Origin of the sequence: Cytobacillus sp. FSL R7-0696, from assembly GCF_038006865.1 — a bacterium.
GTDB lineage: Bacteria > Bacillota > Bacilli > Bacillales > Cytobacillaceae > Cytobacillus > Cytobacillus kochii.
This window is the reverse complement of record NZ_JBBOWA010000001.1, coordinates 4,084,787-4,109,258: the sequence shown is the minus strand read 5'-3', so window position 1 is coordinate 4,109,258 and position 24,472 is coordinate 4,084,787. Positions and strand designations below refer to the sequence as shown.

Sequence of the window (24,472 nt, the reverse complement as noted above, 5' to 3'; positions counted from 1 at the left end):
AAAAGGCAAAATCTATTTTCTAGATTTTGCCTTCGGTTGACCGAACAGCAGCTATATGTAATGCTTCTAAGCTCTCTCTTTGTTGTTTATTATTTACACGGAATTCATCTGCTAGTACCTCTTGTAAATAGTCATTTTTTTCAATTTCACTTATAGGCAATTTTTTAACCAACTGCCTATATTCGGCAAGAAACGTTGTATACTCCGTCCAACTTTCATCAAATTGTTTACTTAATTGTTGTTTTAATGCTCTTGTTAACTTTGGACTACTGCCATTTGAAGTAACTGCTACTTGCAGATGCCCTCTCGTTACAGTAGCGGGGAAGAGTGTATTGCCATCCGTTAGTTCATCTACTACACAAACTAACTTTTGCGGGGTTAATATTTCGCCAAACTGCTTATTAATCGCCCGATTATTGGTAGCGAGAATACAAAGAAACGCATCCTCGAAATCAGCCAATTCGATCTCTCTTTCTATGCATTGAAAATGATTTTGTTGCACTAATTCCAAGACTTCATTTGAAAATGCAGGTGCGATAAAAGTAATATTGGCTCTTTGTTCTAATAAAACTTTCGCTTTGCGTGCGGCAATCCTCCCACCTCCCGCAATGACAATTGCCTTATTACTTAAATCAATAACGAGTGGTTGCAATCTTCTGGGCCCCCTTTATTTAAATATTGTATCAATCGAAGTTGTATGCTGGAGATGCGACTTAACGGTTCAATGATGAAAGTCTGATCGCCTAAAGCTCTTTTTTGTTCCGTAAATTGCTGCAATTCGTCTAGTAATAACCCTGAAAATAATAAGTAAGGGATAATAATTACTCTATTTTTTGTACGACTCTGTGATAAATGGTAGCCCTCTTCAAGACGAGGAGTGGCTGCAGCAAGAAAGCAGGAGGTTACGTTGTTCACAGCTAACCTTGCCTTTAACCCAGTTGTAATTAAGTTGAAATCCTTATAAATGTTCATGTCGCTACTTCCACGTCCTACTACAAGTAAATGATCTTTTTCGGTAATGGGAGAATATTTTTCGTTTATCAAATCACATATACCATCTAAAATATAGCTTTGGACGCCAAAAGGTGGATGCAAATCGATTTTAATAGCTGAAAAGCGCCTCTGCAATGATAGTAGAAGGCCAGGAATATCCTTCTTGTAATGCCCTCCTTTTAATAAAAGTAACGGAATGATTTCAATTTCCCGTGCTCCTTGATGAACACAAGCTTCTATTCCTTGCTCAATCGTTGGGGCACATATTTCTAAATAGGACCATTCTTGTATAGGGACATTTACTTGTTTCATGATGGTCTGCAAAAAACATTCTACTTCCCGTATTCCTTTTTTTGACCTTGTGCCGTGAGCAATATAAAGGATGGCTTTCATTCGCTATGAACCTTCTGAAGGGCCGAGCCATTTTCAATATACCAGTTCAGTTCGTCTCGTAGTTTAACGACTTCCCCAATAATAATCATACTTGGATTGATAATTGCTTCTTCTTCCGCTACCTTTACAATCGATTTTAATTTTCCAGTTATCGTCCGTTGTTTCAATGTTGTTCCCCACTCCACAATAGCAATTGGGGTATCACTATTTTTTCCGCTTTTAATAAGATGATCGACAATGACAGGCAATTGTGAAACACCCATATATATACAAAGTGTATCAACTCCATGTGCTAAGTGATGCCATTTTTGGTCAGCAACTGAGTCACCCGCTTGATGACCGGTAATAAATGCAAAGCTTTGACTGATTTGCCGATGGGTGACAGGAATGCCGGCATAGCTCGCAGCACCAATGCCAGCAGTAATCCCGGGAATCACTTCAAATGGAACACGATGTTTCACACATTCAAGGGCCTCTTCTCCTCCACGACCAAACACGAAGGGGTCCCCACCTTTAAGGCGAACAACTGCTAATCCTTTTTTTGCATATTTTACGAGGAAATTGTTGATCGTTTCTTGTTTCATCGTATGATAATGAGGAAGCTTCCCACAATAAATCAATTGTGCCTCTTCTCTCGCAAATGATAAGATTTCCTGATTGACTAGTCGATCATATAAAATTACATCCGCTTGCTGAATTTTTTTAATTGCTTTTAATGTTAGTAATTCAGGATCACCACAGCCTGCACCAACAAGGTAAACATAACCCTTCATTTATCCGCCTCCATCATTCATCTAATATAAAACCGATTTTTTTCGTTATCCGTTTCTTTTCTCTTAACGTTACTTCGTCTATCTCTGGCAACTTTAAGTAATATTTTTCTAGTTCAATATCTAACTGGGTAAATGCTTCATCATCAGAATCAGCTACAATGACTGCTGGAATTTCCTTATTTACCAATGACAATTCAAACCTATATAGAAAGGCCATCTTTATGATTCTCCAATACAATATTTAGTTGATCTTGCAAAGATTGTGTGCCATTTCTTTGCACAAAAGTATAAAAGTTCTCACCTGACATTTTTTCTTTGTTAAAAAAATGTAGTAGATGTTCAAGTGTATCTGTGAGGAAGTTGGCTGGTACTTTTCCTTTTAACTTTTTGTTAAACTCTCCGCCAGATTCTAACGTTCCTCCAACATACACTTCATAAGCTTCTTCCATTTCCTTATTCTTGTTTCGTACCATCACACCTTGTAAACCGATATCGGCTATTTGCCGTTGACCGCAGGAATTCGGACAACCGATCATATGCATGCGTACCGGAACATCAACAGTTAAGCGACGATCGAGTTCTTCTGCAATTTGGCGCATTCTTTCCTTTGTCTCAACTAAGGCTAAGTTACAAAATTGGATACCTGTGCAAGAAACGGAATGTCCGATAAAGGAATTCGGATTCACTGTAATTCTATTAAAAATGCGTTCGGCAAGTAGCGATTCTACATGTTCTTCTGGGATATGTGGAATAATCAAGTTCTGTGAATTACATGTTCTAATTTCACCTTGACCATATTGATCAGAGATTCGAACAAGTTCAAATACTTCATCAGCTGTTAAACGGCCGACAGGTACATTAAAACCGATGAACTTAAGCCCTGATTGTTTCTGATCATGGACGCCATAGAAATACCCTGCATTCCATTTCTTCACGGGTTCAACTCCTTTAGAAGGCAGTTTCCCTGTATATTCTTCAAGTTTTTCTTTAAATTTCTCTACACCCCAGTCAGCAATTAAAAACTTTAATCTAGCACGATGACGTTTATCTCGATAACCGTAATCTCTGAAGATAGTGGTTACGGCAATAGCAATCTGTAGCACTTGCTCTTTTTCTACAAATATATCAACCGTTTCTGCCAGAAAAGGCTTAGCAGATAGGCCTCCCCCTACTTTTAAATGAAAGCCTTGTTTTACTTCACCATCGATGTTTTTTTCAGCCGGTGTAAATGAGACACAGTTAATTTCTGCATTAGCGGCGTTGTGTAAGTTTGTACTGATAGACATCTTATATTTTCTTGGTAAATTCGAAAATTCCTCATTAAATTGAAAGTACTCATACACTTCTTTGACAATATCTCTCGTATCAAATAATTCGTTAGGGTCAATGCCTGCGATCGGATTTCCGACTATATTCCTCGTTATATCCCCACATGCACCAGCACTGGAAAGGCCAACACTTTCTAATCTAGTAAAAATATCAGGGATATCCTCAATTGTTAACCAGTGAAATTGAATCGCTTGTCGCGTCGTAATGTCGAAAATCCCGCGACCATAATCTTTGGCAATACCAGCTAGAATTTTCGCTTGTTCCTTCGTTAGTATTCCTGAAGTTACATTCACACGCATCATAAAATAACCTGCTTCTTTCGGCTTTTGCAAATACAAGCCTGCCCATTTAAAAAGATCCCATTGGTCTTTAGGAATAGACGTGAAGCCATTCTTTGCATATTGTGGAATGTCTTCATAAATTTTCAGCCCATCTTTTTCGAGTTTAGCTAATTCGGTTTTGTTTAGTTTTTCATTATTTGACCAATGCTTTGTATAAGCCATTGTCTACAACTCCTTAATGATTTGTTGTTGTTGCAAAAACGTTAGTATTTCCGTTATTGCTTCCTCTACTGATAACCGGTCGGACCTAATAGTTAAATCCGGATGTTTAGGAGGCTCATAAGGTGAATCGATTCCGGTGAAGTTTTTTATTTCACCTCTACGCGCTTTCTCGTATAATTTCTTCGGGTCTCTTTTCTCACATTCTGTTAACGGGCAGTCAATAAATATTTCAAAAAATTCATTGGAGGCAAACTGTTCACGCACACAATCACGGTCAGCTGCGAATGGTGAGATGAATGCCGTAACAACAATTGTTCCACTATCAACAAACAGTTTAGCTACTTCCCCAATACGGCGGATATTTTCTGTCCGGTCTTTTTCAGTAAAGCCTAAGTCTGCATTTAGACCATGTCTGATATTATCACCATCAAGGACATATTCCTTCATACCTTCTTCAAACAATTTGGCTGATAAAGCATTTGCCAAAGTTGATTTTCCAGAACCAGATAACCCAGTAAACCATAATGTACAACTACCATGTTGCTGCTTTAAGCGACGTTCCTCTTTGGAAATGAGCGTATCGTGCCAAGTAAGATTACGGCTCCCCATATAAATCATCCTTTCTAGACGCTTGCATCACTCTTTAAGCCATTAATCAATACATCAATCACTTCTTTACGGCTGAATGTGGAAGGTGGCTGTTCACCCTTGCTTAATAGTTCTCGTACTTTTGTGCCAGATAATATCACTCGATCTTCTTGTTCATGTGGACATGTTTTATTTGAAACCATCCCTTCACAGCGGTGGCAGTAAAAGCTATGTTCAAAAAATAATGGGGTAATTCCAAGTTCTTCTTTAGTAAATTGTTGGAAAATATATTGGGCATCGTATGTACCGTAATAATTCCCAACACCGGCATGATCTCTGCCGACGATAAAATGTGTACAGCCAAAATTTTTTCTGGCTATGGCGTGAAACACTGCTTCTCTAGGGCCTGCGTATCTCATCGCTGCCGGGTAAACACCCAAATGGACACGTTCACGAGGAAAATATTCTTTTAGTAAGATGCGATAACTTTCTAAACGGATATCAGCTGGGATATCATCTGCTTTTGTTTCACCTACTAATGGATTTACAAATAAGCCATCGACCGTCTCAAGCGCAGCTTTTTGAATATACTCATGCGCTCGGTGAATCGGATTACGCGTTTGGAAACCAACAATTGTTTCCCACCCCTTTTCTGCAAACAAAGCTCTTGTATCTTTTGGCTCTAACCAGACATCTGCAAATTCTTTCTTTTCCGTTTTTCTAATGAGGATGATTTCTCCAGCTACATAAATATTGCCTCTTTCAAAAAGTCGTTTGACCCCTGGATGGGCTTTATCTTTTGTACGATAGACCGATTGTGCTTCTGTTTCTAAATCAGGTTCGAACCACTCAGAAACAGTAATTACACCATAGGTAGTATTTTCTAAAACCAAACGGTATTGCTCCCCTTTTTGAAGTTGGGCAGCAATCGTAACATCAACAGGTAATGTGATGGGGATGGACCATATTGTCCCATCGCTTAATCTCATTTCATGAACGACAGATTCATAATCTTCTTTTCCTAGAAAGCCTATTAATGGACTAAATAATCCAACGGCTATTAGCTCTAAATCACTTAGTGCAACTTTGTCAATCTCTATCGACTTTGACACTTTAGAAAAATCAAATTCTGGCTCAAATCTTTGAATTAATGTTCCTCCATGTGGGCTAGGTATGCTCATCTGTTTACTCCTTTTTTTATGAATTAGTATGCAAGCCGCATTCTGTTTTCGTTAAGCCTTGCCAGCGGCCAGCACGGGAATCATCACCGCCACTAGCTGGTTGTGTACAGGGAAAACAACCAATGCTCGGATAATTTGCATCATGTAAGCTGTTATAAGGCAACTGCTTTTCTTTGATATAATCCCACACATCATCTATACGCCAATGAATAAGTGGGCAAATTTTGATATTAGTGAATTTCTCATCACGGTTTAAGAAATTTGTCTGTTTTCTTTCAGGTGATTGCTCGCGCCTAAGTCCAGATATCCAAGCTTTTTTTTCTTGCATTGCTTCTTGTAAAGGCAACACTTTACGTAATTGGCAACATTGATTCGGGTCGCTTTTCCATAATGCTGACCCATATTGTGTGGCTTGTTCATCCAATGTAAGCTTAGGTTTTTTCATCTCAATTTGAAGCGTAGGAAAACGTGATTTTATTTCCTCGATTACTTGGTATGTTTCAGGAAAGTGTAAATCGGTATCAAGAAAAACAATTCTGGCATCACTTTTTATTTGTGCGATGAGGTCAATTAGAACAATAGCTTCAGCACCGAAACTAGAAGCGTACACAATTTCCTCTTCGTCATATGTGCCATAAGCCCACTCTAGAACCTGTTTGGCTCCTTTCGTTGATTGATCAATAGCGAAGGTAGCAGAAATGTCTTTCCAGTTTTTATAAGAGAGCGGTTGATTCATTTAATCCCCCTTTTCCAATAAAAAAAGACGGCATTTCCTCCGTAAAAGGAAATGTCCGCCTTTAGTTGTCTAATCAGCGAATCTTATTATTTTTTTATTTATCACCTTCTTAAATAAAAAACACCTTTTCAAAGAGAAAAGGTGTAGGATGGAAAATTTTTGACACCTTATCTTTCAAAATGAATCAACATTTTGCTGGAATTAGCACCTTGCACTAAGCAGGTTGCCGGGTTTCATCGGGCCAGTCCCTCCACCTCTCTGGATAAGAAAATATTGGATAAGATAAATCCTAACATACTATCAATAAAAGTCAAGACAAAAATCTAATTTTTATGATTTGTCTGAATTATTTAACTGAAACTGATGAATATACATAAAGTTGAGAAAAAGTTTATTTTTTCTGAGAGCGTGTCCCAAATATCCTCATAAAAGAAATAACGTTTTATAAAGGGTGTAACTGCCGTTAAAGATTAGTTAAACATATAGTAAAAAAGATGGTGCGAGCTTCTTTTTTGATGGTCTCAATTGTTCTTTGATACTAAATCGAAAAACAATCATATTAGGAGAATTATATACTGCATTTACAACTAAAAGATTTCCTCCACAAGCTGCCCTAGAAATATTAATTACATAATACTTCTCACTTAGCTAAAAGTAAACTTTCAACCTACCTTCATTCTCTTAAAGTAGGATTAATAAGAATAAAAGCTTTATCCCAACTTTTCTTGTGTTTTTGGAGCCAGATGTAAGTCAGAACATTTACCAGCCTTCAAAATAAAACTATCAGAATATTCAGGATATTTAATTTCTAATTTTTTTCCTAGCTTAATGACTTTATCCAAATCTACACCCGTTGAAATACCCATCTCTTCAAAACCATGAATAAGGTCTTCAGAGGAGATATTTCCAGTGGCGTTTGGTGCATAAGGGCAGCCACCTAGTCCAGCAATCGAGCTATCAAAATCCCGAACACCCATTTCATAGCCTGCTATGGCATTGGCAAAAGCCATCCCTCTCGTATTATGCAAATGCAAGGAGAAGGATAATTCTGGGAATTTATTAGTGAGATGCCCAATAATGCGCTTAACTTTTACTGGATTTGCCATCCCTGTTGTATCAGCTAACGATAACTGATATATTCCCATATCTATATATCTTTTGCAAATCTCTTCAATTCTCACCAAAGGTACATCCCCTTCGTAAGGACATCCAAATATGACAGAAATGCTGCCTGATACACCCATAGAAGCTTCTGCTGCGCGTTTTACTAGCGGTTCAAAACCTTTCATTGCATCGAACGTTTTGCTATTAGCGTTACTGATACTGTGGGAATCTGTTGCTGAAAGCATTAGTTTTACTTTATCTACTTCTGCTTCAATCGCTCTTTCTAATCCTTGTAAATTCGGGACAAGCGCACGTAGTTTTACCCCTTGCTTGCGCTTAATTTTTTGCAGTACTTCAGCAGCGTCCGACAGCTGAGGAATCGCTTTTGGGTGAACAAAAGATGTGACCTCAATTTGCTTGAAACCGCAGTTAATCATTGAATTAATCCATTCGACCTTTTCTTCTGTAGGAATGATTTCTGCCAGACTTTGAAAGCCATCACGGGGGCAAACTTCAGAAATAATGACCTCTTCTTTCAAATTCATGTTTTTCCCTCCTTAGATTACGTTATTTTCTCTTAGGATCTCAATTTCTTCATCATTATAATCAAGAATGCCAGAAAGGATTTCCTCATTGTTCTCTCCCAAATCTGGACCTACATTACGAACAGCCCCAGGTGTCTCAGAGAATTTAGGGATGATACCAGGCATTTTTATTTTTCCTAGACGAGGGTGGTCGACCTCTATGATATTTTGTCGTTCTTTATAGTGAGTGTCTTCGAATATATCTTTAATACTATATATTGGACTAATTGGGACCCCATAATCATCTAGCAGATTCTGCAATTCTTCTCTATTAAATTGTTTCACCCAATCGGCAACAATACCGTTTGTTTCCTCAAATCGGCTAAGGCGGGCGGCATTATTATGATATCGCTCATCTTCAAGCATATCTTCCCTGCCCATTGCAGCTGCTAAACGTTCAAATGTACGATCAGAGCTAGTGACAAGAGACATCCAGTGACCATCTTTTGTTTGAAATGTTCCTGCCGGACTGGAGTGTCCGCTCAAACCTGGCGTACGCTCTTTCACGATTTGCTTTTGATCATATTCCGCAATAAGAAATTCCATCATTCTAAACATAGATTCATATAATCCGATATCAATATATTGTCCTTCCCCTTGTTCTGCTGTATCACGATGATATAGGCCTGTAACCGTTGCAAAAGCAACGTAAATTCCCGTCACATAATCTGTTAATGAAAAAGACGGACTGATGGGAGGTCGATCTGTGTATCCATGTAAATAAGTAAATCCGCTATAGGCAGTCGCTGGTGTACCAAATCCTGCTTTACTGGCATTGGGACCTGTCTGACCATACCCTGTAACCCTTGTCATGATTAAGTTCGGATTCTCTTTCTTTAAATCTTCGTATCCAACCCCCCATTTTTCCAATGTTCCTGGTCTGAAATTTTCTATTACTACATCTGACACTCTAACAAGCTTTCTTAAAATTTCTTTCCCTTCTTCTTTATGCAAATCTAAAGTAAGTGATTTTTTATTTCTTGCTAAAGCTGGCCACCTTAATGGTTCATCCTCACGAAAAGGACCCATGCCTCTTAATGTATCCCCTTTACCGGGAATCTCTACTTTAATAACCTCAGCTCCAAAATCCCCTAGTAATGTAGCGCCAAAAGGTGCCGCAATCATTGTAGACAAATCTAGCACTCTCTTACCAGTTAGAGGGCCATATTTCTGTTTATTTTCCATTACTTTTAACCTCTCTTCTGTCTAAAAAATATACTTTTAGTTCAACTCCAATAAAACAAATATTTTCTCAATATTCGTTTCCGTTTCTAAATGGGTAATAAAATCAATTATTTTATCCTGTTGATTGCTGCTGTAGACGGTAGATGTCAAGGTCTTAAATTTTTCTATTAATTCGCTTTCAGATAGTTTCTTACCCGGCCCGCCCTTTGCAATGTCTACACGTTCGCTATATATATTTCCATATGAATCTATAATTTCCACTCGAGCGGGCATTTGAAGAGGATAATCCTTTTCGAGCTCATCAGAATATTGAACAAACACCTTTTTAGCGAACTCTTTTATCTTTTTATCCTTGTGCAGCTGTTCTATGAAAACAGATTGATTTGCCTTTTGATGATAGAGCTGTACAGCAATAGCAAAAGGAATGCTAAACTTTGATGACAGTATATTTTCATAATCCTGATGTGATAAAGAGGATGCTCTTGCATAGGTATATACGTTTATTTTTTCTATCTGATCTGGACCAAGTTGCTGTTTGTCAATAATAGACTTAACGGCATCAATAGGTGAATGTACATAACGACAAAAAGCATAGGGTTTAAAATAATTGAGTTCAATATCCCAGGGCGCATTCTTACCTCTCTCTAAATCAATCCAATTAAATCCACTGCCGAGAATAGTGGAAAACACAGTTGAAACATTATTTTTCGGCGCCAAATGATTGGTACGGGCAAATATCACACTTTTCATTCCCATTTCAATCGCATGGCCAGCGTAAATATTTCTAATTAATTTACCTTCTAATGCCGATGTCCATAAGGTTGGCAATGAGAAGCTAGCGCTTAGGTTCACACCTTCTTGAAATGTTGCTTTATCTGCTCCATCAATCATGAGCGCAGTTGCTGCAGCCCCCATTACTCCCCATGTTCCATGAGCATGTGCTTCTGGTGATAGAGTAGTCGCTCTACCAAATCTTGAGCAGTATTCATAGCCTTTAATAATTATACTAATCAGTTCTTGTCCAGAAACATTTTTACTCCTCTGCAGCATCGTGAGAATAACAGGAATCACATGGGCCGCAGGGTGGCCTTTACTATATTGGTTTCCTTCATCCATCTCTGTAGCCACACATGCCGTACCATGTACAAGTCCAGTACTATACTTATCTGCATGGAGGGTAGTACCAAGCAGCTGATAGCTACCCGTTCCAGAAAATTGCTTAGCTAATTCGAGCGTATCTTGTTGCTGCATGCCAGCAATCAAAGCTCCTAATGTATCTAGCAAGATCCATTTAGCTGAATCAATTGTTTCTTCATTAAAGTCTGACCAAACTGCATCATATATTGCTGAAGCTTTCTTGATCAATCGGCCTTCTCCTCCTTCTCTTATTCAAAATAGCCTAGGCTATTGCTGATTTGTCTAGCTCCCTCATTTATTTTTGCAATTAATTCCTCCTCATGTTCTGGCGTAAGTCTCTGGATAGGACCTGCAATCGTTAAGCTTGCGATCATCTCTTTGTTTTGATCAAATATAGGTGCAGCAATAGCAAAGCTCCCAGGAACCCTTTCACCTTTCGTAACACAGAAACCACGTTGGTTGATTTGATTGAGTTCTTCTCGTAATGCTTGAATAGGGATATGACTGTTTTGCATAGCTAGATTATCGAGTGTTTTTTCTCTGTCGGTTTCCTTCTCGAATGCAATCAATACCTTTCCTGAAGCACCTAAATGAAGTGGCTTTCGTTCTCCAATTCTTACAAAGTTTCGGACATCCTGAGGACTATCAACCTTTTCTACGCATACTCGATTAAGGTCGTCCTTAATATTAAGTTCCACTGTTTCGCTCGTTTCTTCTACCATTTTTTTCATTATCGGTATGGCGACATGCCTAAAATCCAATTGGCTTTGAACAATGCTACCCAGCCTAAAAAAATTAACACCTAAAGAGTATCTATGCGTATCTTTGTTCCTTTCAATATAATCAAATTCTTCTAGTGCGTTGAGGATACGAAAGACGGTGCTTTTAGGGTATCCCAATTCCTCTTGTACCTCACTAATAGATAAGCTTGTTCTATTCATAGAGTACAAAGATAGTATTTTAGCCATTTTTTCAATTATTTTCATTTTGTGAACTCTCCAGTCTATCAAAAAACTATTCGGTGCAAGGGTCTTAATTGGCTAGACCTAAATAAGATTCTCTAAGTTTATTATCCTGCAGCAAAGATTCTGCTGTACCTGACATCACTATCTCTCCATTTTCAATCACATATCCCCTATCAGACATGGATAATGCTTGATGTGCATTCTGTTCAACTAATAGGACAGTGACACCCTGTTGCTTAATCTCCTTAATAATGTCAAATACTTGTTTTGTTAATAAAGGCGATAACCCTGTAGAAGGCTCATCTAATAATAGAATCTTAGGTTGAGCCATCAGTGCTCTACCTATTGCAAGCATTTGTTGCTGGCCTCCACTGAAGCTTCCTGCCATCTGGTTTTCCCTTTCCTTTAAAATCGGAAATAGCTTAAAGCAGTACTCGATATTTTTCTTCATATTTTTACGTGCCGCTGAAGAATAAGCACCTAACTCTAAGTTTTCACGTATTGTCATTTCAGTAAATAACATTCTGCCTTCTGGCACCTGTATTAATCCTTCCTTGACAATATTTTCTGGTTGCATTTTTTGTATATGCTTTCCATTGAACTCTATTTGTCCATTGGTAGTAGAAATTAATCCAGATAAGGTCCTCAACAAAGTAGTTTTCCCTGCACCGTTCGTTCCTAGTATACTGACTAATTCACCGGAGTTCACTTCAAAAGTGATATTTCTTAACACCTGTAAATTTCCATAACCTGCATCCAGGTTCGATACTCTTAACATCATGATACTTCCTCTCCTAAATACGCCTCTACTACAGTTGGAATTTTCATTACTTCCTGGGGGTCTCCATCAGCTATTTTTTCTCCCAGATGCATAATAGCTAGGCGATCAGATAGTGCCATCACTGCAGACATAAGATGTTCAATGAAGAAGATGGAAATTCCGCTATCTCTAATATTCTTAATAAGCTCAATGAATTCATTCACCTCAGATGGATTAAGCCCTGACATTACTTCATCTAAAAAAAGAACTTCAGGGCTTGTAGCAAGAGCTCTGGCTACTTCTACTTTCTTTTGATTTGGAAAGGTTAGGTCTTTCATTCTGGAATAGGCAAGAGATGAAATACCAATTAAATCTAGGTTTTCCAAAGCCAATCTTTCTGCTTCTTTATAACTTTTTTCTCGATTAAATGCGCCAACAATGACATTTTCTAACACTGTCAGATTGCCAAAAGGCTGCACAATCTGAAATGTTCTCGCAATCCCTTCTTTACATATATGCTCTGGTTTATTTCCAATTATCTCTTTACCATTATACTTAACAGATCCTTCCTCCGGTGTGTGAAATCCACATACAGAATGGAATAAAGTTGTCTTTCCTGCTCCATTCGGACCAACTAGCCCAACAATTTCTCCTTTATTGAGCGTTAAGTTGACATTGTTTACTGCTACTAGGCCAGCAAAGCGTTTTGTCAATCCTTTAATTTTTAAAAGTTCCAACGTCTTCACCCCCATTTATGCTGTTATCTTTCTTTTTCTTTGCATTTTTTTCCTTCCCAAATTTATTTTGGAACCACCCAACAATTCCTTCAGGCAAGTACAGCATGACAAGAATTAAAATGACCCCGTAAGCCATTAAATTCGCTCCGACAAAGTTTCCGAATAAAGTGGTTGTAAGCTCCCCAATTGGAATAATAATGAGTGAACCTACAATCGGACCTAAAACCGTTCCTGCCCCGCCAATGATAGCCGGTAACAAAATATTAATCGAGACATCATTAGAAAAAGTCGTCGCAGGTTCAATAAAAAGCATATATTGTGCATAAAATGTTCCCCCTATTGCTGTTAAGCTTGCACTGATTGCAATAGCAATCATTTTATTTTTATACGTATTTACACCTAGTGATTGGGCAGCATCTTCATTTTCGCGGATGGCGACTAAGTTATAGCCCAACTTAGAACGACTAATATAATAAACTAAAACAGTGACTGCGATAGCAAATAATAGAATGATGTAATAATAAGTGGTACGCGAGCTAAATTGAAACATAAGGGGATCTGGTTTATATGGAATAAGTACACCAAGTGTTTTATTGAAAATGTCAAAATTCTGAATGATGATTCGCAGAATTTCCGCAAATGCAAGTGTTCCAAGCGAAAAGAACACACCTCTCAATTTGAATCTGAACGACAGATATCCAATGAATAGACCAATTAAGGCTGCGATTAGGGCCCCTGCAAAAAGTCCAATCCAAGGCGATACACCAAGCTTCGTGAATAATATACTTGATGTATAAGCACCTGTTCCAAAAAAAGCTGCATGCCCAAATGAAAACTGGCCTGAGTAACCGCTCAATATATTCCATGCTTGGCTCACCAATGCATAATATAAAATGAGAATGGCAATGTGCATGTAGTACTGGTCTTTGACAATAAGAGGAAAGAACGTAAAGATAAGTAATGCTAAGCTGATTAGAATAGGAAATTTTCTCATCGTGCTTTCCCCCCAAATAAACCATTAGGTTTTGCCATTAGGACAATGACAAAAATAATATAGGTCATGAGTTCTTTTAAACTACCAGGTAAAAAAGCTCCTCCTAACGCTTCAGAAATGCCAATAATGAGCCCACCTATTATTGCACCAATAAAGTTGCCCAATCCGCCAAGAACTACCACAACAAACCCCTTTAATATAAAAGTGGCACCTACTGTCGGCGAAGTATAGAAAAATGGCGTAATGAGCGAACCAGCGATTGCTGCAAGAGAAGCGCCTAATCCAAAGGCAATATAGTTTATGCGTTTCGTGTTGATTCCTGATAGCATTGCGCCGTTGCGATTGATTGAAGTTGCGCGTATCGCCTTCCCAAGCATCGTTTTTTTAAGAAATAAAAACAGGCCTATTGATAATACAATCGCTGCAATAAAAGCAATTAATTTCGGGACATTTACTCCTACTTCACCTATATTAAACGTTTGAATAAAACCTTCTAATTTTACGCTGCGAAAATCAGGACTCCATAATATTAACGCAAGGTTTTCAATAACAAGCATAATTCCAAGTGTTACAAGCAATTGATTATGCTCTGGCGCATTTAACATTTTAGATAAGATTGTCTTCTGAATGATCGCACCAATGAAAAATAAGGAAATGGCGCTTAATGGTATCGATAAGTATGGATTAAGCCCAAGAAGGCTAAACGACCAGTATGAAATATACATACCTAACATTAATAATGCCCCTTGAGCAAAATTAATAATTTTCATTACCCCAAAGATTAAGGTGAGGCCTATAGCTACCAGTCCATAAATACCTCCCATTAAAATACCGTCCACCAAGGACTGTAATATCAAAGTGAGCATCAACTTCCCTCCTATACCTAGTGTTTTTTATAAACGAGAACCCATTTCGTTCCCTCAATCATTCTAATTTTGAAAGTTGGGGTGGAGTTTTCCTATGTAGGACCCACGCTTCCAAATGAGGTGAGCTTACAAGCGGCTACAAACACAACTGAAGGCCTCAAATGTTAACATTGTCTATACATAGTACCCTCTCTTCGTTCCCTCTTTTTATTACTTTGTTGGTAATACAGCGTCGGCATTCTTGTATTCATCAGGGTAAATAACTTTAGTTTCACCGTTGATAATTTGATTTAAAACAGCCTGGGCATTTGCATTTTGTCCACTTTCATCAAAAATAATTGAATCCTGGGGAAGGATATGCTCTGTTAAATTTGTTTCGGATAAAGCCTTCTGAATTTTGGCCCGATCGGTTGAACCAGCTCTCTCTACTGCATCAATTAGGACTTTCGTGGCAGTATAAGAATAAGCTGCATTCGGCCCCATATGTTTATTAAATTGGTCTTCATATCTTTTCGAAACTTCAATTGCCAGGTTACTTTGAGGATTGATAGAATAGTTGACATCCATAATATATTGATTGATTTCTGTTTCATCATTAATAAATGACGTATTGCTAAATGCTCCATTAGCAACACCGATTATTGCTTTAGGCTGAAAGTTAGATTGATTTAATCCATTTACCAGTAGCGTGCCATCACGCAAATAGGTTGTTGCAATCACTGCGTCAGGCTTGAGCCGATTAATTTTATTGATTGTCGATGATAAATCTGCTGTTGTTGCAGCGTGAGGGATGTTATCCAGCACTTCAATTCCGTGATCTGCTGCCCCTTTCTCTATCAAACTAGCAATACTTGTCCCAAACACTGAGTCCTCATGAACAAGAACAACTGTCTCTAAAGGGGAATCACTCATTTCATTAAGCACATTAAAATAGTCTAAAAAGTTCGCTGCCATAGTCGATGCTGGTGGCTGAACTCTGAAGGTGTATTTAAAGCCTCTCTTTGTAACTTCTTCGACTGTAGCAATATCGACAACGAATGGGATCCCTGCTCTTTCAGCTTCTTGGGTTGCTGGTAATGTAACACCACTTGAATAAGCACCAATAACACCAACTACTTTTTCACGATCTAACCTTTGAATTTCAGACATCCCTTTTTCTGGTGCACCTTCATGATCAGCTTCTATTAATTCGACCTTTGCACCGCCTAAAGACTCGATTCCGCCTGCTTCATTAATTTCTTCAACTGCAAGTCTTGCTGCATCACGCATTTCCTGACCTTCATTAGCCAATGCACCGCTTAATGGATGAAGTGCGCCGATTTTCACAATATTCTCATCGCCTGATTGTGCTTCTCCAGTACAACCTGTCAATATGAACAGCGTCGCCAGCATAAGAAAAACGATTTTTTTCAATTCCATCCCCCACTTTTATCATTAAATGGACCTTCTAACAAATTTACCTCTACCACTTTCCTTTGTTGGTATTCCATTGTTTACGATTACTTCTCCCCTACTGATGGTATACACTGGCCATCCTACGGTCTCAAATCCATCAAATATAGAATAATCTGAATTCGAATGAAGTACTTCTGGCGAAATTGTTTTGGCATTAGCTAAATCCACAATGGCGAAATCAGCATCTGCCCCTATTTCAATACGTCCCTTATTTTCCAAATTAAACGATTCAGCTACTTGATAGGAAGTGATATCAGCAATTCTTTCAAGCGGAATTCCCCTTTTCATATGACCTTCAGTAATCATCATTGGCAATAGTGCACCAGCACTTGGGAATCCGTACTCTGCTTCAAATACTCCATTTCCTTTAGAAAATTTGGTTGCAAGTGATCCAGGCACATGGTCTGTTCCAATTGCATTCACAATGCCTTCCTTAATCCCCTCCCATAAACGATCTGAATCGTATTGACCATGAATAGGTGGACCTACTTTTGCTTTCAATCCAGTTGAAGATTCTTCTGTTAAGTTCAAATAATGGGGACAAGTTTCTACCTTTACCCCTTTCTCAAGTAGCCATGGCATCTTTTCAAGCACATCGATACTAGCCCCTGACGTCAAATGCACAATAAAAACATTTCCACCAACAATCGAATTTATATACAATGTGCTTAGTAATGATTCTGCTTCCGCAAAACCAGGGCTTGTAAGAGACCATGTTTTTAATCCTTCTTCAGCACCTTCTTCTTTATACTTCTTAATCAAACTGCGATTAATATCCATATTCTCGCAATGAATCGCTAATAGCAGTTTAGGAGAGATAGACTTAAATTTCTCCAGAAGACGCATTAAATCATAGGAAGATAAGTTAATGCCATTGGATATTTTGAATTTATCATTTAATTGTCGTTCATAATTCCTAAAAAACTTAAATGATGTCAGCCCGAAACGTTTAACCGTCTCTTCAAGCTCATCAATATGCTGTTCTGTCAAAATACCTAAGCTATATGTAAAGTCAATATAACTATGTTTTTCACCGATATCTTGTACTTTAGGAAAAAAATCCAAATAGCTAACTGGTTGCCGATCATAATTGACAATCGTTGTAATACCTCCAACGGCATGCTGTTTCGTATCAAGAAAATCTTTTTCAATTGAATTATAGATTCCTAGATGCTGGTGGGCATCGATCACTCCAGGGAACACATGTAAACGGTTTGCATCAATTACTTCATCAGCTTCTATCTCCGAGTTCTCATTATAAATACCAGCAATTTTACCATTAATGACACCGATATCAACCGCCTTAACTCCTTCTTTAGGGAAGACGACTAACCCATTTTTAATCAGTTGATTAACCTTCAACTTTAACTCCTCCTTCTTGAAATTCTTTTAGATAATCGTAAATTTCTTCTGACGGTGATACGTCGCAATATTTCATCCATAGATCAAGTAGACCGGCTTTATGAGACAGTTCGATCCGATCATAAACACAGTCCTCCACAACAGCTACATTGAAATTATGCGTGACTGCATCTACGGCTGTTGCACGGACACATCCACTCGTCGAACCACCTACAATAATCAATGTATCGACGCCCATTTTTACTAGATAACTAATCAGTGGCGTTCCAAAAAAGGCACTTGCATAGCTTTTATCAACAACAAGATCCTTGCTTTCTGGCTCAAGTTCAGAAACAATTTGCGCCTCAGGTCTTCCGTCAATGTACTTAGAATTATCTCGTTCAGCTTTAACCGCAAATGAATCAAAATTGATGGTTTTCTTCTGTACATTCCTTGTATAGATTGTTGGTATATTTAATTGATCTGACAGCTTTTTCATTTTTTTTATTTTCTCTATTGCTTCCCATGCCTTTGCACCTCCCCCACTTGGCCATGTTTCAAGCTGATCTGCTATCGGGAGGTTTGCTCCTACATAGTTATGTTGAATATCTATAATAACAAGAGCAGGATTTTTCCCTAATCCTCTCTTTTTTCCATATCCTCCTTTTTGAATTACCATTCTATCTACCTCAGTCAACATATCTTCCCATGGTCTAGTCATAATATTTCTATCCCTTCATTTAAAATTGATAGTGCCGCATGGTCTCCGGCAATTTTTCCGAAACCTAATGCAGCTAAGAGGCCGTTTCCTGACATATAACCATAAGAATGGTTACCTGAAATTCCAACCGCTGCCCCTCCGCCTGCATATAAATTCTTAATAGATTTACCATTCTTATTTATCACCTGTGCATTGGAATTTATTTGCAAACCTCCTTGTGTATGGAATAGAGCAGGCGATACCTTGATCGCATAATAAGTTGGGGTAAGCTTCTTCGGCCATTCTGCTCTTCCATATGCATCTATGCCTTCATCAACAGCTACAACAACTGATTCGAAAGTTTTTTGTAGATTTTCCGCAGGCAAACCTAACAACTTCGCTAACTTATCAATCGAATCACTTGTTTTAAAAGCTTTCATCCCAACAAGCTGGCTAAAATCTTCAATACTAATCAATTGATCGAATATATGCTGATCGAAAATAATATATCCGCATTGGCCTGGCTGATTTAATACTTGAACAGCGAATTCTGAGTATCCATGAGATTCATCGCCAAATCGCTCGCCATTTTGATTGACCATAAATCCACCCATCATAACCGTTCCCCATGTTACTAAAATACCTTGTGATTTTGCGACAGCAGAGTGCCCTTGATAACTTGTTAAGGAGGCAAATGATGCCTCCACTTTCTCGCCCATTCTAATTGCATCACCTGTATTTGCTTCATAACCAAAATAGAGAGCATCTGCTATTTCAGGAATATATTTACGTACCATTTCTTTATTTGCCCCAAAGCCATTTGTTGCTAGTATGACTTTTTTTGCTTTAATTCGCTGAATACCATCATCTGTTTTTACTTCTATTCCAATGACTTCTTTGTTCTCATTTGTTATTAATTCATTTACCTCTGATTTTAATAGCAAGTAAATGTTGTCCCGCTTTGCAACAGCTTGTTTAAGCTTTTTTATTAGTTCTAATCCTGATCTCGAGGGTGGTGCATGCATTCGAAAATTCCTTTGACCAGGATATTTAAACTCTTTTACTAGTGAAAGCTGAATTTGCAGCGTATCTGCCATCCACTCAATTAATGGGCCCGATTCTTTACATAAAGCTAAGGTTAAATCATAGTCACTTTCATTATGATTTTTCCTTAAGATATCCTCTGTCATCTCTTCTGCTGTCTCAAAAATTCCTTCCTCTTTCTGAAATCTTGTATTCGCTGCAGGAATCATTCCGGCACTGGCAGCTGTATTGCCCAAAACAAAATCTGTTTTTTCAAAAACGCCTACCTCTAAGCCTTTTTCAGCTGCTGCTAATGCAGCCACCAAGCCGCAACCACCAGCACCTGCTACAACTACATCTAACTCAGCATCCCACATAATGTTGAATCCTCCAATTTGTTCCATATTGTGAAACTTGTTTCATTTAATTATCATGGTAACACTATAAAATAAATTGACAACTAAGATGTCATATTTATTTACAATGTTTTTTATTTTTCAATAATTAATGAGCTGGTCGCATCAATTCTGTGATTGTTGAGATATCTTCCAATTCTTCTAAAGAAAGAATTTTTTCTATAAGATCCTTCGCACCCTGACAGCTAAGCACCTTTGCTAAAGTTCTTTCGCTTTTTTCTATTACTTTTTCTTCAAGTCCTACCTCATGAGCATCTCCGCTAGCTCCACTAACAGTTATCGTAAATTGCTGCTGATTTACCATTTTAAGTACAACACGTGAATCGCGTTGGTCAGGAAGCAATTGTGTCATATTAACATCCTCATGAACAAATACTCTCTTGGTAAAATTGAGCCTCTCTTCGTTCTCACTTCCCTTTGGATAAAATAAGCTTGCCACAGCATAAGGTATAGAAAATTTGCCTGCATATGGATTTTTCACATTTTGATTATTCAGCCTAGCTGCCATTGAATAGGTAAAGATATCTACTCTCTCCACATCTTTAGGGAGGATTGTTTCCATTTTTAATAGTTTATTTACTCCATCCATAGGAGAATGGCAAAAACGACAAAAGTCATAAAATTTGAAATACGTTTTCAGCATGTAGTATTCAACGCCAAGATTTTCTATTAATTTTTCGCTTTGAAAACGCTTTCCTAATATTCCATCACCATAAATTTGCTTCATAGCGTTGGGACTGCTCGAAAAACCAGCTGTAATAAGATGGCCAATTAAAAATGAATGCATATTGTTCAAACCGACGTATACATCCCTTAACCGATGACCTTCTAACACCGGCTGCCATAAAGATACATTAGGCAATGAGCTACTTAAATAAAATCCTCGCTCGTAATCACTTGCATGATAGTTTTTCAGTTTACCTAAAGCAAATATAGCCCCAATTACTCCCCAATTTCCATGGGGATGTATGTCGTATCGTAAGGTAATAGCTGCCCCTGCTCTAGCTGCAATCTCATAGCCGAGTATAAAGCTTTCTAAAAAACTTCTTCCATTGCAGTGACTCGTTTCAGCATAGGCCAATAAAGAAGGAAAGAAGTGACAACTTGGATGACCTTTTGCAATCGGATTACCTTCATCCATCTCCTCACTCACCATTGCAATCCCATTAATAAAGGCTGCCATCTGAGGGTTAATAGAAGGTTGTCTGCCTACAATAGTTGCGTAGCCTTTATTGGCTTCATTCTGACTGATATCCTCTTGCAGCTTGAGCATATGTAAAGACTGATTTCCATGGATCATGGCAGTTATTGAATCAAGAATGATTAATTTCGCTCTCCGTTTTACTTCTTCTGATGCATCATGAAGTTGAAAATTGGTTGCGTACTCACTTAATACTTGTTGATATTCCATTCAGCCACCTTCTATTGTTCCATATTATGAAACGTGTTCTATTTTTTATAAATTCTATCATTATTTAAATTTTTAAGTCAATGAATTTCACCAAAAAGTTTTGAATTAATTTTAAATTTAAACAAATCTGATAATTATATTGACTTCTCCTAATACTTCCCTTACGATGTTTGTATGTTCGTATCGTGAACATGTTGTTCATAATATGTAATAAGGGGATTAAAATTTGAAAACAAATGAAACTGAAACGGTTCAATCTGTTGAAAGAGCGATTGAACTATTATATTGCTTCACAACACGAACACCGGAGCTATCACTCAATGCTATCGTCAAACGAACAGGGTTAAATCGGACAACGGTCTTTCGATTACTCTCTTCTTTGATGAAAAAAGAACTGATTAATAAAAATGAAGCTATGAATACTTACCGGCTTGGTCTACCTTTTATACATTTCGCCCAGATTGTTACTGAAAATCTAGATTTAAGAAAAATGGCCCTGCCTATCATGAATGAGCTTAATGAGATTACGAAAGAAACAATAAGTTTGAATATCATACAAGGATCTTCGAGAATATGTATTGAGAAATTAGAGGGAAAGGAAGATATTCGACAGTTTATCAACTTAGGCATTCCTTACCCTCTTTATAAAGGGGCTTCAGGTAAACTGCTGCTTGCCTTTTCTAAAAACGAACTAATTGAAGAAGTTATTGAAGGATCCGGATTGACGAAGAATGAAACAGCAGAATTAAAAAAAGACCTCTTACTATTCCAGGAGCAGAGATTTGCCTTCAGCATGCATGAACGAATTATCGGAGCATTTGCGATTTCCACCCCCATTTTAAATAGCCAGCAGCAGCTAATTGGCGGACTCTCTATCTCAGGGCTATCAGCAAGGCTAGATAATAATAAACAGTTATTTATAAAAGCAGCCATACAGTCAGCAGAAAAATTATCAGCTATGATGGGTTATCAAAAATTAGGAGGATGATTCATTATGGGACAAACCATTATTGAAAAAATTGTATCAACACATGCAAATAAACAAGTTAAGCAAAATGAAATTGCAATTGTCAATGTCGATGGTGTGATGGCTACCGACACCACTGCACCTCTTACAATTAAGGCCTTTCAGGATATGGGTGGATGGAAGGTATGGGATGCAAAAAAGGTTTTCCTTATTATTGACCATGCTGCACCAGCGCCTAACGAAAAAATCGCTAATCTTCATACATTCATGAGAGAATTTGCGAAAGCTCAGAATATAAAGCTTTACGATATCGGTGAAGGCATATGCCATCAGCTGATGGTAGAAAATCATCATGTGAAGCCAGGTCAATTGTTTTTAGGAGCGGACTCCCATACTTGTACCTATGGTGCATTGGGTGCCTTTGCTACAGGTGTAGGTTCAACCGATTTGGCAGGAGTCATGTTGACAGGGCAAACTTGGCTAAAAGTACCTGCTTCATTCAAAATCACTTTGAATGGAAAGCTGCAACGAGGTGTGTCTGCTAAAGACTTAATTTTATACATCGTCGGTCAGCTAGGAATTGAAGGTGCAACCTATAAAGCAATCGAATTCACAGGCCCTGCAGTCGAATTACTTTCACTTGATGACCGGATGACTCTTTCCAATATGGCCATTGAAATGGGAGCTAAAGCTTGTTTTGTTGATACTACAGGATTAGAGCTTCCATACGATTTTGATCATATATATGGTGATGAAGATGCAGCGTATGAAAAAGAGTTTTTATTTAATGTCAGCCAAATTAATCCTGAAATTGCCATCCCTCATTCTCCAGACAATGTAAGAGATATTGCTGAAGCTATTAACACACCTATCCAAATGGCTTTTATCGGAAGTTGCACAAATGGCAGATTGCAAGATTTACATGCGGCAGCAGAGATTTTAAAAGGGAGGCGAATTCATCCAGATGTTCGTCTAATCATTGCTCCCGCATCACAAAAGGTATTACTAGATGCACTAAAGGATGGGACTGTTGAGATCTTAACTGCAGCAGGTGCTTCCTTCATATCTTCAGGCTGCGGGCCATGTGTTGGGACGCACCAAGGGGTACCAGGGAACGGAGAAAACGTTATTTCGTCGACAAATCGTAACTTCCAAGGAAGGATGGGAAATCGTCACTCCAATGTATACTTAGCATCTCCAGCAACTGTTGCAGCCTCCGCCTTGAATGGAAAAATCACTGACCCTACAACACTAAAGGAGGCATTTTCATGATTATTAAAGGTCAAACGCATGTATATGGAGATAATATCGATACTGACCGGATTATACCCGGAAAATACACTAAAACACTAAATCTACAAGACTTAGCCGATCATGTCCTTGAAGATTTAGATCCTGAGTTTCGCACAAGAGTAAAACAAGGGGACATCATCGTGGGAGGAAGCAACTTCGGCTGTGGCTCATCAAGAGAACAGGCCCCTCTTGCGTTAAAAAAAGCAGGGATCTCTGCCGTTGTTGCGCAATCCTTTGCGCGCATTTTCTTCCGCAACGCAATCAACATTGGCTTGCCTGTTATTGAAGTGAAGGATCACTCTATCAATATGAATGATGAAGTAGAAGTAGATTTAAAGAATGGAAAAGTGACAAACTTATCAAAAAATGAAGTATATGAGGGGACACAAATCCCTGAGGTAATGGTAAAGATACTAAATGAAGGTGGATTAGTTCCTTATTTGAAGGAACATAAAACTTATTCTTGATCCCATTTTGGCGCTTTTTATGACAATTATTAAAGAGACGAAAGACATCGATATATCATGCCTTCTTCTGTTCGCCTATAAGGCAGCTTGCATTTACCACTGGGATTCTTGATTTCCAGTGGTACACTTGCTCGAATCGTAGGGCATTTTTGCAAAACATTGTTTTTTTTATAATCAAAATACATGTTAAAACTGAACTTAGGGAAAATAGCCAACTATTTCCTGGCTTACATATGTACAATTAATGAACAAAAAACTCTCCTTTGAGAAGCAAAATCGACGCCTTCCGTTTCCATACCTAGCACCTATCACATTGCCACTTCTTTTTGATTCATCCCTCCCTAGTTGTTTTTTGCTAAATCTCATTAATTATAATATTTTATTATTTTTACTAATAATATTTTTGACATCTAATTCCTTCATTTATCTGAATAATATCCCTTTATACCAAGATATATTTTATAAGAAACGAATGAGTAAATACCTATTAAAAAAAAGATAATTTCGTCTGAGGGCGATTCTCAAGCATCCTAATTACTGGAAAAATATTATTTTATTTTCATAGATTTCT

24 protein-coding genes and 1 riboswitch are annotated in these 24,472 nt (G+C 38.0%); of the genes, 3 read left to right on the top strand and 21 right to left on the bottom strand.

The genetic code is table 11. The features are described 5' to 3' along the window. Positions 1-19: 19 nt before the first annotated feature. The 21 genes from MKX29_RS21000 to MKX29_RS20900 all read right to left on the bottom strand — a co-directional run bounded on the left by MKX29_RS21000 (position 20) and on the right by MKX29_RS20900 (position 21,174). On the bottom strand, positions 20-652 hold the full coding sequence (locus tag MKX29_RS21000; RefSeq protein WP_289433707.1) for an NAD(P)-dependent oxidoreductase: 633 nt from the start codon (positions 650-652) through the stop codon (positions 20-22). Next, positions 628-1,386 (bottom strand): sirohydrochlorin chelatase, encoded by a 759-nt coding sequence (locus MKX29_RS20995; protein WP_289433710.1) that lies wholly within the window; start codon positions 1,384-1,386, stop codon positions 628-630. Before MKX29_RS20995 ends, MKX29_RS21000 begins: the two co-directional genes overlap by 25 nt. Next, on the bottom strand, positions 1,383-2,159 hold the full coding sequence (gene cobA / locus MKX29_RS20990) for a uroporphyrinogen-III C-methyltransferase (protein ID WP_224936449.1): 777 nt from the start codon (positions 2,157-2,159) through the stop codon (positions 1,383-1,385). The genes MKX29_RS20995 and cobA overlap by 4 nt, the downstream gene beginning before the upstream one ends. A gap of 13 nt (positions 2,160-2,172) precedes the next feature. Beyond that, positions 2,173-2,376 carry a DUF3906 family protein gene (locus MKX29_RS20985; protein ID WP_095373296.1) on the bottom strand — a complete coding sequence of 68 codons (204 nt, stop codon included), beginning with the start codon at positions 2,374-2,376 and terminating at the stop codon, positions 2,173-2,175. Then, a complete protein-coding gene (locus MKX29_RS20980; protein WP_341107536.1) occupies positions 2,360-3,991 on the bottom strand; it encodes a nitrite/sulfite reductase in 1,632 nt (543 codons plus the stop codon). The genes MKX29_RS20985 and MKX29_RS20980 overlap by 17 nt, the downstream gene beginning before the upstream one ends. Before the next feature lie 3 nt (positions 3,992-3,994). Then, positions 3,995-4,600, bottom strand: coding sequence for an adenylyl-sulfate kinase (gene cysC, locus MKX29_RS20975; protein WP_341107533.1), 606 nt, complete (start codon positions 4,598-4,600; stop codon positions 3,995-3,997). Positions 4,601-4,614: 14 nt separating this feature from the next. Further along, positions 4,615-5,760 (bottom strand): sulfate adenylyltransferase, encoded by a 1,146-nt coding sequence (gene sat / locus MKX29_RS20970; protein ID WP_341107529.1) that lies wholly within the window; start codon positions 5,758-5,760, stop codon positions 4,615-4,617. Positions 5,761-5,776: 16 nt separating this feature from the next. Continuing rightward, positions 5,777-6,496 (bottom strand): phosphoadenylyl-sulfate reductase, encoded by a 720-nt coding sequence (locus MKX29_RS20965; protein WP_341107527.1) that lies wholly within the window; start codon positions 6,494-6,496, stop codon positions 5,777-5,779. Positions 6,497-6,660: 164 nt separating this feature from the next. After that, positions 6,661-6,765, bottom strand: a riboswitch (SAM riboswitch). A 441-nt stretch (positions 6,766-7,206) separates the two neighbouring features. After that, on the bottom strand, positions 7,207-8,145 hold the full coding sequence (locus tag MKX29_RS20960; protein WP_341107525.1) for a hydroxymethylglutaryl-CoA lyase: 939 nt from the start codon (positions 8,143-8,145) through the stop codon (positions 7,207-7,209). A 12-nt stretch (positions 8,146-8,157) separates the two neighbouring features. Next, positions 8,158-9,369 carry a CaiB/BaiF CoA transferase family protein gene (locus MKX29_RS20955; RefSeq protein ID WP_341107523.1) on the bottom strand — a complete coding sequence of 404 codons (1,212 nt, stop codon included), beginning with the start codon at positions 9,367-9,369 and terminating at the stop codon, positions 8,158-8,160. A 36-nt stretch (positions 9,370-9,405) separates the two neighbouring features. Next, positions 9,406-10,734, bottom strand: coding sequence for an MmgE/PrpD family protein (locus MKX29_RS20950; RefSeq protein WP_341107521.1), 1,329 nt, complete (start codon positions 10,732-10,734; stop codon positions 9,406-9,408). A 20-nt stretch (positions 10,735-10,754) separates the two neighbouring features. Beyond that, positions 10,755-11,492 carry an IclR family transcriptional regulator gene (locus tag MKX29_RS20945; RefSeq protein ID WP_251161612.1) on the bottom strand — a complete coding sequence of 246 codons (738 nt, stop codon included), beginning with the start codon at positions 11,490-11,492 and terminating at the stop codon, positions 10,755-10,757. 46 nt (positions 11,493-11,538) lie between these two features. Beyond that, positions 11,539-12,249 carry an ABC transporter ATP-binding protein gene (locus MKX29_RS20940; RefSeq protein ID WP_225230481.1) on the bottom strand — a complete coding sequence of 237 codons (711 nt, stop codon included), beginning with the start codon at positions 12,247-12,249 and terminating at the stop codon, positions 11,539-11,541. Continuing rightward, the gene (locus MKX29_RS20935) at positions 12,249-12,968 is read right to left on the bottom strand and encodes an ABC transporter ATP-binding protein (RefSeq protein WP_341107516.1); all 720 of its coding nucleotides are present in this window, start codon (positions 12,966-12,968) and stop codon (positions 12,249-12,251) included. The genes MKX29_RS20940 and MKX29_RS20935 overlap by 1 nt, the downstream gene beginning before the upstream one ends. Then, positions 12,949-13,962: a branched-chain amino acid ABC transporter permease gene (locus MKX29_RS20930; protein WP_341107513.1), complete on the bottom strand. Its 1,014-nt coding sequence runs from the start codon at positions 13,960-13,962 to the stop codon at positions 12,949-12,951. Before MKX29_RS20930 ends, MKX29_RS20935 begins: the two co-directional genes overlap by 20 nt. Continuing rightward, on the bottom strand, positions 13,959-14,828 hold the full coding sequence (locus tag MKX29_RS20925; RefSeq protein WP_251161614.1) for a branched-chain amino acid ABC transporter permease: 870 nt from the start codon (positions 14,826-14,828) through the stop codon (positions 13,959-13,961). Before MKX29_RS20925 ends, MKX29_RS20930 begins: the two co-directional genes overlap by 4 nt. Positions 14,829-15,038: 210 nt before the next feature. Further along, positions 15,039-16,241, bottom strand: coding sequence for an ABC transporter substrate-binding protein (locus MKX29_RS20920; RefSeq protein WP_191811572.1), 1,203 nt, complete (start codon positions 16,239-16,241; stop codon positions 15,039-15,041). Positions 16,242-16,262: 21 nt separating this feature from the next. Beyond that, positions 16,263-17,645, bottom strand: a complete 1,383-nt coding sequence (locus MKX29_RS20915) for a dihydroorotase (RefSeq protein WP_251161616.1) — start codon at positions 17,643-17,645, stop codon at positions 16,263-16,265. Beyond that, a complete protein-coding gene (locus MKX29_RS20910; RefSeq protein ID WP_341107508.1) occupies positions 17,635-18,345 on the bottom strand; it encodes an isochorismatase family protein in 711 nt (236 codons plus the stop codon). The genes MKX29_RS20915 and MKX29_RS20910 overlap by 11 nt, the downstream gene beginning before the upstream one ends. After that, the gene (locus MKX29_RS20905) at positions 18,342-19,724 is read right to left on the bottom strand and encodes an FAD-dependent oxidoreductase (protein ID WP_341107506.1); all 1,383 of its coding nucleotides are present in this window, start codon (positions 19,722-19,724) and stop codon (positions 18,342-18,344) included. The genes MKX29_RS20910 and MKX29_RS20905 overlap by 4 nt, the downstream gene beginning before the upstream one ends. A gap of 127 nt (positions 19,725-19,851) precedes the next feature. Further along, positions 19,852-21,174, bottom strand: coding sequence for an MmgE/PrpD family protein (locus MKX29_RS20900; protein WP_341107503.1), 1,323 nt, complete (start codon positions 21,172-21,174; stop codon positions 19,852-19,854). Between the two features lie 226 nt (positions 21,175-21,400). Here MKX29_RS20900 and MKX29_RS20895 point away from each other — a divergent pair, with 226 nt between their 5' ends. From MKX29_RS20895 to MKX29_RS20885, 3 genes are read left to right on the top strand one after another with little or no spacing between them, the layout of a single operon-like run. Further along, positions 21,401-22,162, top strand: a complete 762-nt coding sequence (locus tag MKX29_RS20895) for an IclR family transcriptional regulator (protein WP_341107501.1) — start codon at positions 21,401-21,403, stop codon at positions 22,160-22,162. A gap of 6 nt (positions 22,163-22,168) precedes the next feature. Further along, positions 22,169-23,413 carry a 3-isopropylmalate dehydratase large subunit gene (locus tag MKX29_RS20890; protein WP_341107499.1) on the top strand — a complete coding sequence of 415 codons (1,245 nt, stop codon included), beginning with the start codon at positions 22,169-22,171 and terminating at the stop codon, positions 23,411-23,413. Further along, positions 23,410-23,901, top strand: coding sequence for a 3-isopropylmalate dehydratase small subunit (locus MKX29_RS20885; RefSeq protein ID WP_251161622.1), 492 nt, complete (start codon positions 23,410-23,412; stop codon positions 23,899-23,901). The genes MKX29_RS20890 and MKX29_RS20885 overlap by 4 nt, the downstream gene beginning before the upstream one ends. Positions 23,902-24,472 lie beyond the last annotated feature (571 nt).

Coding starts and splice junctions, on each gene's coding strand:
- MKX29_RS20910 (WP_341107508.1), bottom strand. CDS start 18,345: ATGACTAGACCATGGGAAGATATGTTGACTGAGGTAGATAGAATGGTA.
- MKX29_RS20890 (WP_341107499.1), top strand. CDS start 22,169: ATGGGACAAACCATTATTGAAAAAATTGTATCAACACATGCAAATAAA.
- MKX29_RS20900 (WP_341107503.1), bottom strand. CDS start 21,174: ATGGAATATCAACAAGTATTAAGTGAGTACGCAACCAATTTTCAACTT.
- MKX29_RS20965 (WP_341107527.1), bottom strand. CDS start 6,496: ATGAATCAACCGCTCTCTTATAAAAACTGGAAAGACATTTCTGCTACC.
- MKX29_RS20995 (WP_289433710.1), bottom strand. CDS start 1,386: ATGAAAGCCATCCTTTATATTGCTCACGGCACAAGGTCAAAAAAAGGA.
- MKX29_RS20960 (WP_341107525.1), bottom strand. CDS start 8,145: ATGAATTTGAAAGAAGAGGTCATTATTTCTGAAGTTTGCCCCCGTGAT.
- sat (WP_341107529.1), bottom strand. CDS start 5,760: ATGAGCATACCTAGCCCACATGGAGGAACATTAATTCAAAGATTTGAG.
- MKX29_RS20955 (WP_341107523.1), bottom strand. CDS start 9,369: ATGGAAAATAAACAGAAATATGGCCCTCTAACTGGTAAGAGAGTGCTA.
- MKX29_RS20985 (WP_095373296.1), bottom strand. CDS start 2,376: ATGGCCTTTCTATATAGGTTTGAATTGTCATTGGTAAATAAGGAAATT.
- MKX29_RS20945 (WP_251161612.1), bottom strand. CDS start 11,492: ATGAAAATAATTGAAAAAATGGCTAAAATACTATCTTTGTACTCTATG.
- MKX29_RS20940 (WP_225230481.1), bottom strand. CDS start 12,249: ATGTTAAGAGTATCGAACCTGGATGCAGGTTATGGAAATTTACAGGTG.
- cysC (WP_341107533.1), bottom strand. CDS start 4,600: ATGGGGAGCCGTAATCTTACTTGGCACGATACGCTCATTTCCAAAGAG.
- MKX29_RS20905 (WP_341107506.1), bottom strand. CDS start 19,724: ATGTGGGATGCTGAGTTAGATGTAGTTGTAGCAGGTGCTGGTGGTTGC.
- MKX29_RS20925 (WP_251161614.1), bottom strand. CDS start 14,828: ATGCTCACTTTGATATTACAGTCCTTGGTGGACGGTATTTTAATGGGA.
- MKX29_RS20980 (WP_341107536.1), bottom strand. CDS start 3,991: ATGGCTTATACAAAGCATTGGTCAAATAATGAAAAACTAAACAAAACC.
- cobA (WP_224936449.1), bottom strand. CDS start 2,159: ATGAAGGGTTATGTTTACCTTGTTGGTGCAGGCTGTGGTGATCCTGAA.
- MKX29_RS20930 (WP_341107513.1), bottom strand. CDS start 13,962: ATGAGAAAATTTCCTATTCTAATCAGCTTAGCATTACTTATCTTTACG.
- MKX29_RS20885 (WP_251161622.1), top strand. CDS start 23,410: ATGATTATTAAAGGTCAAACGCATGTATATGGAGATAATATCGATACT.